Source organism: Microbacterium sp. Y832, assembly GCF_057669765.1.
This window is the reverse complement of record NZ_JBYHFM010000002.1, coordinates 40,167-53,517: the sequence shown is the minus strand read 5'-3', so window position 1 is coordinate 53,517 and position 13,351 is coordinate 40,167. Positions and strand designations below refer to the sequence as shown.

14 protein-coding genes and 1 tRNA gene are annotated in these 13,351 nt (G+C 70.3%); 9 read left to right on the top strand and 6 right to left on the bottom strand.

The features are described 5' to 3' along the window. Window positions 1-9: 9 nt before the first annotated feature. A complete protein-coding gene (locus tag AC25YV_RS02975; RefSeq protein WP_488122354.1) occupies window positions 10-513 on the bottom strand; it encodes a DNA modification methylase in 504 nt (167 codons plus the stop codon). A 132-nt stretch (window positions 514-645) separates the two neighbouring features. Between AC25YV_RS02975 and AC25YV_RS02970 the strand changes: the two genes are divergently transcribed. After that, window positions 646-1,128: a CarD family transcriptional regulator gene (locus AC25YV_RS02970; protein ID WP_488122353.1), complete on the top strand. Its 483-nt coding sequence runs from the start codon at window positions 646-648 to the stop codon at window positions 1,126-1,128. Between the two features lie 27 nt (window positions 1,129-1,155). After that, window positions 1,156-2,343, top strand: a complete 1,188-nt coding sequence (gene ispD, locus AC25YV_RS02965; protein WP_488122352.1) for a 2-C-methyl-D-erythritol 4-phosphate cytidylyltransferase — start codon at window positions 1,156-1,158, stop codon at window positions 2,341-2,343. A 6-nt stretch (window positions 2,344-2,349) separates the two neighbouring features. Here the strand turns inward: ispD and AC25YV_RS02960 are convergent, their stop codons facing one another. After that, on the bottom strand, window positions 2,350-3,276 hold the full coding sequence (locus AC25YV_RS02960) for a DMT family transporter (RefSeq protein WP_488122351.1): 927 nt from the start codon (window positions 3,274-3,276) through the stop codon (window positions 2,350-2,352). A gap of 79 nt (window positions 3,277-3,355) precedes the next feature. Between AC25YV_RS02960 and cysS the strand changes: the two genes are divergently transcribed. Genes cysS through AC25YV_RS02945 form a run of 3 tightly spaced genes read left to right on the top strand, consistent with a single transcriptional unit; the run spans window position 3,356 to window position 6,419 of the window. After that, window positions 3,356-4,783, top strand: a complete 1,428-nt coding sequence (gene cysS / locus AC25YV_RS02955) for a cysteine--tRNA ligase (protein ID WP_488122350.1) — start codon at window positions 3,356-3,358, stop codon at window positions 4,781-4,783. Continuing rightward, window positions 4,783-5,772 (top strand): 23S rRNA (guanosine(2251)-2'-O)-methyltransferase RlmB, encoded by a 990-nt coding sequence (gene rlmB / locus AC25YV_RS02950; RefSeq protein WP_488122349.1) that lies wholly within the window; start codon window positions 4,783-4,785, stop codon window positions 5,770-5,772. The genes cysS and rlmB overlap by 1 nt, the downstream gene beginning before the upstream one ends. Before the next feature lie 5 nt (window positions 5,773-5,777). Beyond that, complete coding sequence (locus tag AC25YV_RS02945) at window positions 5,778-6,419, top strand: NAD(P)-dependent oxidoreductase (RefSeq protein WP_488122348.1); 642 nt, start codon at window positions 5,778-5,780, stop codon at window positions 6,417-6,419. Between the two features lie 32 nt (window positions 6,420-6,451). Here AC25YV_RS02945 and AC25YV_RS02940 read toward each other — a convergent pair whose 3' ends face one another. Together AC25YV_RS02940 and AC25YV_RS02935 are read right to left on the bottom strand one after the other, a co-directional pair. Next, complete coding sequence (locus AC25YV_RS02940) at window positions 6,452-7,804, bottom strand: DUF4032 domain-containing protein (protein ID WP_488122347.1); 1,353 nt, start codon at window positions 7,802-7,804, stop codon at window positions 6,452-6,454. Window positions 7,805-7,869: 65 nt separating this feature from the next. Next, the gene (locus tag AC25YV_RS02935; protein ID WP_488122346.1) at window positions 7,870-8,973 is read right to left on the bottom strand and encodes an ABC transporter ATP-binding protein; all 1,104 of its coding nucleotides are present in this window, start codon (window positions 8,971-8,973) and stop codon (window positions 7,870-7,872) included. Window positions 8,974-9,221: 248 nt separating this feature from the next. Here AC25YV_RS02935 and AC25YV_RS02930 point away from each other — a divergent pair, with 248 nt between their 5' ends. The 3 genes from AC25YV_RS02930 (at window position 9,222) to AC25YV_RS02920 (ending at window position 11,246) form a co-directional block, all read left to right on the top strand. Beyond that, window positions 9,222-10,163, top strand: a complete 942-nt coding sequence (locus AC25YV_RS02930; RefSeq protein ID WP_488122345.1) for a DsbA family protein — start codon at window positions 9,222-9,224, stop codon at window positions 10,161-10,163. Window positions 10,164-10,194: 31 nt separating this feature from the next. Further along, window positions 10,195-10,267: transfer RNA gene (locus AC25YV_RS02925), tRNA-Thr, on the top strand. A 34-nt stretch (window positions 10,268-10,301) separates the two neighbouring features. After that, window positions 10,302-11,246: a DMT family transporter gene (locus AC25YV_RS02920; RefSeq protein WP_488122344.1), complete on the top strand. Its 945-nt coding sequence runs from the start codon at window positions 10,302-10,304 to the stop codon at window positions 11,244-11,246. On the opposite strand, the gene AC25YV_RS02915 is transcribed toward AC25YV_RS02920, so the two are convergent. Together AC25YV_RS02915 and msrB are read right to left on the bottom strand one after the other, a co-directional pair. After that, complete coding sequence (locus tag AC25YV_RS02915) at window positions 11,243-11,794, bottom strand: nitroreductase family protein (RefSeq protein WP_488122863.1); 552 nt, start codon at window positions 11,792-11,794, stop codon at window positions 11,243-11,245. The genes AC25YV_RS02920 and AC25YV_RS02915 overlap by 4 nt on opposite strands. A gap of 59 nt (window positions 11,795-11,853) precedes the next feature. Next, window positions 11,854-12,261, bottom strand: coding sequence for a peptide-methionine (R)-S-oxide reductase MsrB (msrB, locus tag AC25YV_RS02910; RefSeq protein WP_488122343.1), 408 nt, complete (start codon window positions 12,259-12,261; stop codon window positions 11,854-11,856). Window positions 12,262-12,352: 91 nt separating this feature from the next. Here msrB and AC25YV_RS02905 point away from each other — a divergent pair, with 91 nt between their 5' ends. Further along, window positions 12,353-13,342, top strand: coding sequence for a DUF2332 domain-containing protein (locus tag AC25YV_RS02905; RefSeq protein ID WP_488122342.1), 990 nt, complete (start codon window positions 12,353-12,355; stop codon window positions 13,340-13,342). Window positions 13,343-13,351 lie beyond the last annotated feature (9 nt).

The following is a 13,351-nucleotide window of genomic DNA, read 5'->3' as shown; positions in this document are numbered from 1 at the left end:
GACCGTGGGTCAGTCGCGGGGGACGAGCGGCGCGAGGTAGTCCAGGCGGCCGTCGAGGACGGGCAGGACCATGATCTGACTCTCGGCGCCATCGGTCGAGAACTGCGCGGGCACGTCGGTGCCGGGCAGCATCTCGATGCCGTCGAGCGGGATCGGCTCGAGGTCCTCGGTGCCGAAGCTGAGCGTCTCGCGCGCGGGCACCCGGATCGAGAGGTCGATCGACTCGCCTTCGCCGATCGAGAGGTTGAGGGTCTGCATCTCGTCGGTCGTGTTGATCACGGCGGCGACGAGGTTGCCGAGGTCTCCCTCGTCGTTGGCGACGATGAAGGCGTTGCGCACTTCGAGGGCACCCATCTCGTAGACGTTGACGCCCTCTGCCGCAGCGTAGGTGATCGTCGACGACTGCGGCGTGATGAAGGTGCACCCGGTGGTTCCGAGGACGACGGCGGCGCCTACGGCGAGCGACGCAATGAGGCGCGGTTTCACGGATCCTCCCAGGGTGGATGACGACATCTTTCCCATCCTATGGGGTAGCGGCCTCGCGCGTTGGTGCACCCGGCTCGCGCGGAGTGAAGGGTGGCGAGCGGCGAACCTTATCGTATGTCGGCTGTGATATCCTGGAGGTTGCCGAAAGGACATAACTGCATGCTTTTTGAGGTTGGCGAGACGGTTGTCTACCCGCACCACGGTGCCGCGACGATCATCGAGGTCAAGGAACGCGTCATCAAAGGTGAGGCGAAGAAGTACTTGAAGCTCAACGTCACGCAAGGCGATCTGATCATCGAGGTCCCCGCTGAGAACGTTGATCTCGTGGGAGTGCGCGATGTCATCGGGCAAGAGGGGCTCGACCAGGTCTTCGAGGTGCTGCGTGCCCCGTTCACCGAAGAGCCCACGAACTGGTCTCGTCGGTACAAGGCGAACCTCGAGAAGCTCGCTTCGGGTGACGTCATCAAGGTGAGCGAGGTCGTCCGCGACCTGTGGCGCCGCGACCAGGACCGCGGGCTGTCGGCCGGCGAGAAGCGGATGCTGGCCAAGGCCAAGCAGATCCTCGTGTCCGAGCTCGCTCTCGCCGAGAAGACCGACGAAGAGAAGGCCGGCCTCCGGCTCGACGAGGTCCTCGCTTCCTGACATCCCGTCCCGCGATAGCGTGATTGCGTGAACATCACGCCCGTCCCGCGCGTCGCGGTCATCGTTGTCGCCGCCGGCTCCGGCTCACGGCTGGGTGCTCCGGCACCGAAGGCGTTCGTCGGGCTCGACGAGCGCACGATCCTGCGCCACGCGCTCGACCGGGTCGCTCACGTCGATGGTGCGCAGGTCGTCGTCGTGGCCCCCTCCGGCCGCGAAGGCGAAGCGCTCACGGATGCACTCGAGGCGTTCGGCGACGCGCGCGACCTCGTCTCGGTCGTGACCGGCGGCGAGACCCGGCAGGCCTCTGTCGCGGCGGGTCTTGCCGCAGTGTGGCCCGATGTCAGGGTCGTCCTGGTGCACGACGCCGCTCGCGCGCTCACGCCGCCCGCGGTCTTCGCTCGCGTCATCGTGGCGATCGACGACGGCGCCGAGGCCGCGATCCCCGTGCTCCCCGTCGTCGACACGATCAAACGCGTCGAGGGAGACGAGATCGTCGCGCCCGTCGACCGTTCGCAACTCGGGGCGGCGCAGACGCCGCAGGGGTTCCGGCGCGACCTGCTCGATGCCGTCTACCGCACGGCATCCGAGCACTTCACCGACGACGCCGCGCTGTTCGCCGCCGCGGGGCACCGCATCGCCGCCGTCGCGGGCGACGACATCGCCTTCAAGATCACGACGCCCGCCGACCTCGAGCGAGCGCGCGCCCTGGTGGCGCCCGCGCCGTCGACCGAGCACGCCGTCTCGGTGCCGCGCGTCGGCATCGGCACCGACGTGCACGGCTACGGCGGCGAGGGGTCGCTCTGGCTGGCAGGCCTCGAATGGCCGGGGGAGCCCGCGCTGTCGGGGCACTCCGACGGCGACGCCGTGGCGCACGCGATCGTCGACGCCCTGCTGTCGGCCGCGGGGCTCGGTGACATCGGCACGCACTTCGGCACGTCGCATCCCGAATACGCCGGGGCTCACGCCGACGTCTTCCTCGCCCGCACACGCGACCTGCTCGAACAGGCGGGCTGGCGGATCGGCAACGTCTCGGTGCAGGTGCAGGCCAACCGCCCGCGCTTCGCCACCCGGCGCGGCGAGGCCGAGGCGGTCTTGTCGCGCGCGCTCGGCGGCGCACCCGTCTCGGTCGCGGCCACGACGACCGACGGCTTGGGTTTCACGGGTGTCGGTGACGGAGTCGCGGCCTTCGCGGTCGCGCTCGTCGTCGTTCTCTGACCGGCCTCAGCCCTCAACGGCGAACGGACGCACGTCGCGCGGTGCACGTGAGCCCCACGCCAGCAGGGCGAGCCCGACCCCCAGCACCACCAGTCCGGCGATCGCGAGTGCAGAGAGCCGTTCGCCCAGCACGACGATGCCCAGGATGCTGGCCGTCAGCGGCTCGGCGAGAGTGAGGGTCGCCGCGGTCGCGGCCGTGAGCCCGCTCAGCCCCCACGTGAAGAGCGTGTAGGCGACGCCGATCGTGGCGACTCCGAGCCACAGGGCGAGCGCCCAGCCGCCCGCGGTGCCGAGCCACGTCAGGCTCACGAACGGCAGCACGGCCGCGCTCAGGACGGCGCCGCTCGCGCCCATCGAGCCGACGACCGTGAAAGGGTCCCAGCCCTGGTCGAGCAGGCGGCGTTGGGCGTTCGCGATGATGGCGAATGCCGCTGCCGCACCGAGCGAGGCGAGGAGACCGATCGGGTCGGTCCCGCCGACGCTGCGCGCGTCGCCGCCGAAGCCCAGCAGCGCGACGCCGACCGTGGCGACGGCGGTCGCCGTCAGCCACGTCGTGGTGGGGCGGCGGCGGGTAGTCGCCCACTCGATGAGCCCGGCGAGGATGGGCGCCGCGCCGAGGGCGACGACCGTGCCGACCGCCACGCCGTTGCGCTCCATCCCGAGGAAGACGAGCGGCTGGAACACCGTGAGGCACGCACCCGTGAGCACCATGAGCAGCAGCGGGCGCACGCCGACTCGCGGACGTACCGCCCCCGGCTCCCGCCGGGCGTGCCGCTTCGCGAGCGAGAACGCGACGATGGCGAGCACGATGCCGCCGAGCACCATCCGCACCATGCCGACCGAGAGCGCGCTCGCGTCGTCGGGGCCCAGAGCCTTGGCTGTGCCGATTGTTCCGAAGAGGACGGCGGCAGCGAGGACGGCGAGGACATGCATCCTCTAGTTCTATCGTTTCGCGGCACCCCCTCGCCGCGCGGCCCACGGGCGGGGCGAGCGCGGCCGGTAGGCTGGTGCAGTGACGATCCGCCTCTACGACACGCGCGCCCAAGCGCTGCGCGCTTTCGTACCCGAGGACCCGGACAACATCACGATGTACGTCTGCGGGCCGACGGTGCAGTCGGGTCCGCACATCGGCCATCTGCGAGGCGCGCTGAGCTTCGACCTGCTGCGCCGCTGGCTCACGCACCGCTTCGGACGCGTCACGTTCGTGCGCAACGTCACCGACATCGACGACAAGGTGCTCGCCAACGCGACGTCCGACGAGCCGTGGTGGGCATTGGCCTACCGGATGGAGCTCGCCTTCACGAACGCCTATTCGCGGATCGGCATCCTGCCGCCGACGTACGAGCCGCGGGCCACGGCATCCATTCCCCAGATGATCGAGCTCATCGAGCGGCTCATCTCGGCGGGGCACGCCTACGCGTCGACGGATGCCGCAGCGGCAGGCGACGTGTACTTCGATGTGCGCTCGTGGCCGTCGTACGGGGCACTGACGAACCAGTCGCTCGACGCGATGGAGCCGGCGACCGACGCGGATCCGCGTGGCAAGCGCGACCCTCGCGACTTCGCCCTCTGGAAGGGCGCCAAGCCCGGCGAGCCCGCGTCGGCGACGTGGGATTCGCCGTGGGGACCCGGACGCCCCGGCTGGCACATCGAGTGCTCGGCCATGTCGCGGCGGTACCTCGGGCCGTCCTTCGACATTCACGGCGGCGGGCTCGACCTGCGCTTCCCGCACCACGAGAACGAGCTGGCGCAGTCCACCGCGGCGGGCGATGCGTTCGCGCGCTACTGGGTGCACAACGGCCTGGTGACGGTGGGCGACCAGAAGATGTCGAAGTCGATCGGCAACGTCGTACTCGCCGAAGATCTGCTCGCGACGCGCGAGCCGCTCGTCGTGCGCTACGCCCTCGGCGCCGCGCACTACCGCTCGACCCTCAGCATCACCGAGGCATCCTTCGACGAGGCCGAAGCAGCCCTCGCGCGGATCGCCACGTTCATCGGACGCGCTCGCTACTCGCTGTCGGGCGCGCCGGACGAAGCGCGGATCGGTGTCGTCCCCGAGGCGTTCGCCGCCGCCCTGGATGACGACCTCGGAGTGCCGCAGGCGCTCGCCGTGCTGCACGAGACCGTGCGCCGCGGCAACGTGGCGCTCGACGCCGACGACGAGACGGCGGCCTGGACCGCCTTCACGTCCGTCGACGCGATGATCCGCCTGCTCGGGTTCGACGAGCTGGCAGGAAGCGGAACAGACGACCGCGAAGCTGAGGCGCTCGACGCGCTCATGCAGACCATGATCACGCAGCGCGCAGACGCGCGCGCTGCAAAGGACTGGGCGGCAGCCGACCGCATCCGCGACGCGATCGCGGCGGCCGGCATCGCCCTCGAAGACACACAGCAGGGCACGCGCTGGAGCATCGAGCGCGCGCCCGAGAAGGAGAACTGATGGCCAAGCCAGGGCGCCCCGGCGCAAGCAAAGGTGGCAAAGGACCCACGAAGGGAACGGGCGGCAAGAACAAGCGCTCCCTCGAGGGCCGCGGACCGACCCCGAAGGCCGAAGAACGCGCGTGGCATCCCGCGGGCAAGCGCAAGGCGGCGTCCGAGCGTCTGGCCGCAGCGGGCGGCAAGTCCAAGCCGCGCACGACCGACTCGAAGCGCCCGCAGCGGTCGAAGTCGGCAGATGACACCGAGACGGTGACAGGGCGCAACTCGGTGCTCGAGGCGCTCCGGGCCAAGATCCCCGCGACGGCGCTCTACATCGCGCAGCGCGTCGAGATGGATGACCGCGTCAAAGAGATGCTGTCGATCGCGACGCATCGCGATATCCCCGTGCTCGAGGTGATGCGTCCCGAACTGGACCGGATGGCCGGGTTCGACGGCGTGCACCAGGGCGTCGCGCTCAAGGTGCCGCCGTACGAGTACGCGCACCCGCAGGACCTGCTCGAGAACGTCATCGACACGGGCGCGGTGCCGCTGTTCGTCGCGCTGGACGGCATCACCGATCCGCGCAACCTGGGCGCCATCATCCGCTCGACGGCGGCGTTCGGCGGGCAGGGGATCATCCTGCCGCAGCGTCGCTCGGCGAGTGTCAACTCCGCCGCGTGGAAGACGAGTGCCGGCGCCGCCGCGCGCATCCCCGTCGCACTCGCGCCGAACCTCACCACGACGCTCAAGGACTTCAAGAAGCAGGGCGTCTTCGTGCTGGGCCTCGACGGGGGCGGCGACGTTTCGCTTCCCGCGCTCGAGCTCGCCGACCGTCCCGTCGTGGTCGTCGTCGGCTCCGAGGGCAAGGGACTGTCGCGTCTGGTGACCGAGACGTGCGACCAGATCGTGTCGATCCCGATCTCGGGGGCGACCGAATCGCTCAACGCCGGCATCGCCGCCTCGGTCGCGCTGTACCAGATCGCGACGCTGCGCGCCGCGAGGAAGGACTGATCCGCATGGCTCGCATCGCCGTCATCGGGGGGACCGGCTACGCCGGGAGCCACGTCGTCGCCGAGGCCGTGCGCCGCGGACACACGGTCGTCTCGGTTGCACGCACGATCCCGTCCGACCGCATCGAGGGCGCCACGTACATCGAGGGAACCCTGCTCGACGTGCCGACGCTCATCACCGAGATCCAGGGCGTCGACGTCGTCATCTCGGCCGTCGCGGCCCGCGGCGACATGCTCGGACAGATGCGTCCGGCTCTGGCTCACCTCGTCGCCGATCTTCCCGAGGACGTGCGGGTGGGAGTCGTCGGCGGCGCCGGCGGCAGCCTCATCGCGCCCGGTGGGGAGCGTCTCGTCGACCAGCCCTCGTTCACCGAGGAGTACAAGCCCGAGGCGCTCGAGGCGATCGGTGTGCTCGAAGACCTTCAGACCACGCCCGCGTCGCGCGACTGGTTCTACGTGCATCCCGCCGGCGGATTCGGTGCGTGGGCTCCGGGCGAGCGGACGGGTACGTACCGCGACGGCGGCGACGTCCTCGTGACGGATGCCGCGGGGGAGTCCTACATCTCGGGCCCCGACCTCGGCGTGGCCGTGCTCGACGAGATCGAGAACCCCCGGCACCACCGCGAGCGGTTCACCGTCGGCTACTGACCGCCACTCGATGAGCTATCGGCGACGTCAGGCTAGACCAGGTCGCGCCAGTCGACGGCTTCTTCGTCGGGCGTGATCGGGATCGCGGCGGTGACGACGGGAACCGCCATCGTCTCGGTCGGCGGCCCCATGACGGTCGCTTCGTCGCGGCGGTGACGCAGCACGGTGTCGATGTAACTCGCGAGCACTTCGGCCAGCGGCGTCGACCGATCCTGAGCCTGCGACATGTACCAGCGGTGCTCGAGCACCTGGTGAAAGACCTCGGCCGGCTCGAGCTTGGCGCGCAGGTCCCACGGGATCGCCTTGACGACGGGTTCGAACACCCGGGTGAGCCACTCGTGGGCGACCATCTCCTCGTCGTCGCCCAGCCGTGAGATGCGGGCACGGAACTCATCGAGGTCGTTGAGCAGTCGCCGTGCCTGGTTCTCTTCGACATCGAGCCCGGTCAGTCGCAGCAGACGGCGCTGGTGGTGTCCGGCATCCACGACCTTCGGCTTGATCGACACGCGCGTGCCGTCGGTCGTCGCCTCGATCGACATCTCGCCGATGTCGAAGCCGAGGCCGTTGAGTCTGCGCACGCGCTCGGTGATGCGCCAGGCTTCGTCGGCGCGGAACGTCTCGGCCTCGGTGAGCGCGCTCCACAGCGCGCGGTACGAGCTCACGAGGCCGTCGGCGATCGCGATGGCGTCGACACCCCCTTCGAGGCGGCCGCCGGCTTCGAGATCCATGATCTCGCCGGCGATGTTGGTGCGGGCGACGTCGAGATCGTGTTCGCGCTGTCCCCGTGTCAGCCCGCCCTCATGCAGCTCGCCGGTTTCGGCGTCGACCAGGTAAGCGGCGAACGCCCCCGCGTCGCGGCGGAAGAGCGTGTTCGACAACGATACGTCGCCCCAGAAGAAGCCGACGTTGTGCAGGCGCACGAGCAGCGCGGCGAGAGCGTCGACGAGGCGCGTGGCGGTGTCGGGGCGCAGGACCTGCGTGAACAGGGCCCGGTACGGCAGCGAGAACCGCAAGTGCGCCGTGACGAGAGCTGCCGGCAGCGGCGTGCCCAAGGCTGCGCCCGCGCGCGTCGCGTCGCCCTGCGCGGAGCTTCGAGGGGCGCGGGTCCGCCGTCCGGCGATGACGGCGACACGCTCGACGCACGGCACATCGAGACGGGCGAGGTTGCCGAGCATGTCGTACTCGCGCCGGGCCATCTCCTCGGTCGTCTCTTTCACCGCGACGACGCGGCCGGACAGGCTCGAGAAGCGCACGAGGTGGCGTGAGAGGCCCTTCGGCAGCGAGACGATCGCGCTCGAAGGCCACTCCGCGAGGGGCGTGGCCCAGGGGAGCTTGAGGAGCGCAGGGTCGACCGCGCTCGCGGTGATTCTGAGGGCGTCGGACACAGATCCTCCAAGAGCACGAAGGCGCGGGGGTCGATGTGACGGTCCCGCGCCTTCGCGATGGAATGTCAGGCTGAGACGGTCACCGTGTCGTTGAGGCGGTCGCCCGTTTCGAGGTCGAACGCGTGCACGTGACCGGGCTTGGCCGCGAGGGTCACCGTCTCGCCGGCGCTCGGGTGGATGCGACCGTCGACGCGAGCGACGATGTCGGTGCGCACACCGGCGATCTCGGAGTGGCCGTAGAGGTAGCCGTCGGCGCCGAGCTCTTCGACGAGGTCGACGACGACGCTGAGGCCGCGGCCGTCGGTGGGGCCGACCTCGATGTCCTCGGGACGCACACCGACCATGACCTGGCTGCCGTGCGCGCGGCCGACGGTGTCGCGGTCCAGCGGCACGACTTCGGTGCCGAACTTCACGCCGCCCTCGGCGAGGTCCGAGGGGAACAGGTTCATCGCGGGCGAGCCGATGAAGCCGGCGACGAAGACGTTGTTCGGGCGCTCGTACAGATCGCGGGGGGTGCCGACCTGCTGAAGCACGCCGTCCTTGAGCACGGCGATGCGGTCGCCCATCGTGAGGGCCTCGGTCTGGTCGTGCGTGACGTAGACGGTCGTGACTCCCAGACGGCGCTGCAGCGAGGCGATCTGTGTGCGGGTCTGCACGCGCAGCTTCGCGTCGAGGTTCGACAGCGGCTCGTCCATGAGGAAGACCTGGGGCTGACGCACGATCGCGCGACCCATCGCGACACGCTGACGCTGACCGCCCGAGAGCGCCTTCGGCTTGCGGGTCAGGTATTCCTCGAGGTCGAGCAGCTTGGCGGCTTCGAGCACGCGGGTCGCGCGCTCCTCTTTGTTGACGCCGGCGATCTTGAGGGCGAAGCCCATGTTCTCGGCGACGGTCATGTGCGGGTAGAGCGCGTAGTTCTGGAAGACCATGGCGATGTCGCGGTCTTTCGGCGGCACGTCGGTCACGTCGCGGTCACCGATCAGGATGCGCCCCGAATTGACCTCTTCGAGGCCCGCGAGCATGCGCAGCGAGGTGGACTTTCCGCAGCCGGACGGACCGACGAGAACCAGGAACTCGCCATCGGCGATCTCGAGGTTGAGATTGTCCACGGCAGGACGAGTGCCGCCGGGGTAGAGGCGGGTGGCGCTGTCGAACGTGACGGATGCCATTGTTTCTTCTCCTTCACCGGCAGGTACGTGCCGGACGATCCGTAGTGATGGATGAGCGGGGGCTTGCCCGCACGCCCCCCATTGGGCGCAGGGCCAGTATGTCACGGGGCACGTCGAGGGCGCTTCTGGTCATTTCCCAGGGTGGCTGGCTAGCATCGTCCTCGGCCCGATCGCCGTGAAGTCTTCCCGTTCTTCGCGTGGCTGGCCCCGCCGTTACGGCCCCGAACGCAGCGCCCCCGAAAGGTCCCATGTCCAGCGACGAGTCTTCGAACGTCCCGAGCGACCGTCGCGATGCGGTGCGCGAAAAGGCGCAGCAGGTGCAGGCGCGACAGGCGCGCACGCGACGCCTGAGGGTCGTCTCGGCCGTGGCATCCGTCGTCGCGATCGTCGCGATCGCCGCCGTCGTCGTCGCGTGGGCCATGGGCTCCGCGGTGTCCAAGCCGCAGCTGAGCCCCGCGAACGTAGCCGACGACGGCTTCGTCGTCACGAGCGTCGCCGGGATCCCGGGCGGTCCCTCGTCGGGCACCCCGACGCCGACCCCCGCTCCGGACGAAGCGGCAGCCGCGGCTGCGGATGCAGCCACGCCCGAGCCGACCGATCAGTCGGTCGTCGACATCCGCGTCTATGTCGACTACCTCTCCGCCGGATCGCGCGAGTTCCAGCTCGCGAACGCTCCGCAGCTATCCAAGTGGGTCGGCGAGGGTGCGGCCACCCTGACCTATTACCCGGTCGCGATGCTCACGGCCAAGTCGAACGGCACGAAGTACTCGTTGCGCGCCGCGAGCGCCGCGGCCTGTGTGGCCACGCACTCTCCCGACGCGTTCTTCGCCTACAACCACGCGCTGCTCTCGCAGCAGCCCGAACTCGATTCCGACGGGTTCTCCGACGTCGTCCTGGCGGACATCGCCCAGGCGAGCGGTGTCGATTCACCCAAGGTCGTGCGCAACTGCATCGAGGAGCAGTCCTTCGTCTCGTGGGCGAAAGAGGCCACCGAGCGCGCGCTGAGCGGACTGCCCGACACCGATGGCGTGTCCCTCACGGGAACCCCCATGGTGCTCGTCAACGGCGCTCCCTATGTCGGGGCGCTCGATGACCCCAAGGAGTTCGCACAGTTCGTGCTGACGATGGCAAGCCACGCCTACTACGAGGCGACCCCCACGCCGACCCCCACCGCGACGCCGTCCGAGTAGCCCTCGGCAGCCCGATAGAATGGGTGACTTCGCCGGCTTGGCGCAATTGGTAGCGCACCTAACTTGTAATTAGGGGGTTGCGGGTTCAAGTCCCGCAGCCGGCTCGTGACGGCTGACTCCCGTGGCGACGAAGGACGCTTGCCCGTCTGGATCGCCCTTCTGGGTGCTGCGATCATCGGCGCCCTGACCGCCGTGCAAGCACGCATCAACGGCGTGCTCGGCGTGCGCCTGGACGACGGCTTCGTCGCCGCCGCCGTGTCGTTCGGCTCCGGCCTGCTTCTGCTCATCGTGCTGTCGGCCGCGCTGCCCGTGGGGCGCCGCGGATTCCGCGCCCTCGCGGCGGGAGTGCGCGAGCGCAGGATCCCGTGGTGGATGCTGGCGGGCGGTGCAGCCGGAGCGCTCACGGTCGCGACGCAGGGCGTCGCGGTCGCCGTCATCGGCGTGGCGCTGTTCACAGTCGGCGTCGTCGCGGGGCAGGCCGTCAACGGGCTCGTGCTCGACCGGCTCGGCTACGGGCCGGCCGGCGTCGTCGCCGTGACCGTTCCGCGGCTTCTCGGGGGAGTGCTCGCGCTCACCGCGGTCGGCGTCTCGCTCGTGGGCGACGCCGTGCGCGGCATCCCGCTGTGGATGCTCGTCATGCCCTTCCTCGCGGGCGTCGGGATCGCGTGGCAGCAGGCGACGAACGGCCGACTGCGGCAGCGCGTGGGCACACCCCTCACCGCGACGCTCGTGAACTTCATCGGCGGAACGCTCATCCTCGTCGTCGCCGCCGCCGTGAGCGGTATCGTCTCGGGACCGCCGCGGGCCTTCCCGACCGAACCGTGGCTCTACCTCGGCGGTGCGCTCGGGGTCACGTACATCTTCCTGTCGGCGGCGCTCGTCGCCCAGACGGGCGTGCTGCTCCTCGGCCTCGGCACCGTCGTCGGACAGCTCGTGACCTCGGTCGCGCTGGACGCGCTGTGGCCGGCGGCCGAGGGCCCCGGCCCCCTGCAGGTGAGCATCATGGTGGGAATCGCCCTGGCGTCGGTCGTCGTCGCGGTCGCACCGTGGCGACGACGGCGTCCGCGGCACGAAGAGGGCTAGGACTTCTTCTTGCCCGCCGGCATCGGCGAGACGAAGGCTCGCGCGTCGATCTCGCGGCGGGGGCCCGCCTTCGCCGAGGGCTTGCCGCCGACGTACAGCCAGCCGAGCAGCTCTTCGCGCTTGCCGAGACCGTGCGCTTTCGCGACGGCCTTCGACCGGGTCAGCGGGCCGGTCCGCCATATGACACCCCAGCCCGCGTCGTCCAGAAGCAGGCTGAGCATGTGCGCGACGCCGGAGGCGACGGCCTCCTGCTCCCAGCGGGGCACCTTGTCGCTCTTGCGATAGCTCGCCACGACCGCGATGAGCAGCGGCGCCCGCAGCGGCTTCTGCGACGGCTCGGAGTCACCGGCAGCCTTCGCCAGGGCGGCACCCAGGCGCTCGCGGTCGGCTCCGCGCAGTTCGATCAGTCGCCACGGGCGCAGCGAGGAATGGTCGGCGACGCGCGCCGCCGCAGACACGAGCGTCAGCAGCTCTTCGTGCGTCGGAGCCTCATCGGTGACCTTCGACCACGAGCGCCGCGCGCGGACGGCATCGAGGGTCGGGCTCACGCTCCCGGAGACACCGCTCGGCGATGTGTCGTCGGCGGGGGGAGAAGCTGGGGCGGCCGTCACGCCTCACCCTCGGGTGCGAACGAGAGCGACAGCGAGTTCATGCAGTAGCGATCGCCCGTGGGCGTGCCGAAGCCGTCGGGGAACACATGGCCCAGGTGCGAGCCGCACGCGGCACATCGCACTTCGGTGCGCACCATGCCGTGGCTGGTGTCTTCGATCAGCTCGACCGCCTCGGGGCGGACCGATTCGTAGAAGCTCGGCCACCCGCAGTGCGAATCGAACTTCGTGCCGCTGCGGAACAGCTCGGCCCCGCACGCGGCGCACGCGTACAGTCCCGCGCGGCTCTCGTCGAGCAGTTCGCCCGTCCACGCCCGCTCGGTGCCCGCCTGGCGCAGCACCGCGTACTGCTCGGGCGTCAGCTCTTCGCGCCACTGCTCGTCGGTCTTGTTGATCTCGTACGTCATGTGGGTTCTCCTCGATGCTCTTGAACATTCAACCCCAGAGGGCACGCGCCTGTTCCGACATGACGGGCCGAGTCGCCGCGAGAATGAGGTCATGCATCCGGATGCCGCCGCCACCGTCGACCGTTACGCGCGGTTCGCCGCGGCCGAGGCTCGGGGTCGGTCGGCCCTGTACGAGGACTGGGCCGCCGGAGTGGCGCGCGACCCGGGCACGGCGGCGATCCTCGCGCGGATCCCCGCGACCCGTCGTCAGCCGCCGCTCGTGTTCGCCGTCACACGGATGCTCGGCGCACCCGAGCGGTCGTTCCCGGAGTGGGCGGCGTGGGTCGCCGACCATGCCGACGAGGTCGTGGCCGAGGCATCCGGTCGCAGCCTGCAGACCAACGAGCCGCTGCGCTGTGCCGCGCTGCTGCCCGCGCTCAGCATGATCGACGGCCCGATCGCGCTCGTCGAGGTGGGCGCGAGCGCGGGGCTGTGCCTCTACCCAGACCACTACTCGTACCGGTACGACGGGGGTCCGGATCTCGACCCGGCGACGGGGAAGTCGCCCGTCGTGCTCGCCTCGGCGGTGAGCGGTGAACCGCCGCTGCGGCTGCCTGAGATCGTGTGGCGTGCCGGCATCGACCTCGAGCCGAGGGATGCCGCAGACCCGGCCGACCGCCGGTTCCTCGCCGCCCTGGTCTGGCCGGGTGAGCACGGCCGGGCCGAGCGGATCACGGCGGCGCTGGACATCGTCGCGGCCGATCCGCCGCTGCTCGTGCGCGGCGATGCGACCGAGCCCGGTGTGCTCGAGGCGCTCGTGGCGCAGGCGCCGGCGGGAGCCCGCGTCGTCGTCACGACGCCCGGGGTGCTGCCGCACATTCCCCGTCGGGGCCGCGAGCGGCTCATCGAGACGATCCGCGGGCTTGACGCCTCGTGGGTCACGATCGACCCACCGGGTCTGCATGAGGCGTGGCATCCGCCGATCGATCCCGCGACGTGGAACGGGTTCGTGCTCGGCCTCGACGGGGTGGCACTGGCGGCAGTCGACCCACTCGGGCAGAGCGTGGAGTGGCGCGCGGGCGTGACGGGGTTCGCGCGTTAGCGTGAGGGC

Excerpts from the sequence above, each read along its gene's own strand:
- AC25YV_RS02975 (WP_488122354.1), bottom strand. The coding sequence starts at position 513 with ATGTCGTCATCCACCCTGGGAGGATCCGTGAAACCGCGCCTCATTGCG.
- AC25YV_RS02970 (WP_488122353.1), top strand. The coding sequence starts at position 646 with ATGCTTTTTGAGGTTGGCGAGACGGTTGTCTACCCGCACCACGGTGCC.
- AC25YV_RS02960 (WP_488122351.1), bottom strand. The coding sequence starts at position 3,276 with ATGCATGTCCTCGCCGTCCTCGCTGCCGCCGTCCTCTTCGGAACAATC.
- rlmB (WP_488122349.1), top strand. The coding sequence starts at position 4,783 with ATGGCCAAGCCAGGGCGCCCCGGCGCAAGCAAAGGTGGCAAAGGACCC.
- AC25YV_RS02945 (WP_488122348.1), top strand. The coding sequence starts at position 5,778 with ATGGCTCGCATCGCCGTCATCGGGGGGACCGGCTACGCCGGGAGCCAC.
- AC25YV_RS02935 (WP_488122346.1), bottom strand. The coding sequence starts at position 8,973 with ATGGCATCCGTCACGTTCGACAGCGCCACCCGCCTCTACCCCGGCGGC.
- AC25YV_RS02930 (WP_488122345.1), top strand. The coding sequence starts at position 9,222 with ATGTCCAGCGACGAGTCTTCGAACGTCCCGAGCGACCGTCGCGATGCG.
- msrB (WP_488122343.1), bottom strand. The coding sequence starts at position 12,261 with ATGACGTACGAGATCAACAAGACCGACGAGCAGTGGCGCGAAGAGCTG.
- AC25YV_RS02905 (WP_488122342.1), top strand. The coding sequence starts at position 12,353 with ATGCATCCGGATGCCGCCGCCACCGTCGACCGTTACGCGCGGTTCGCC.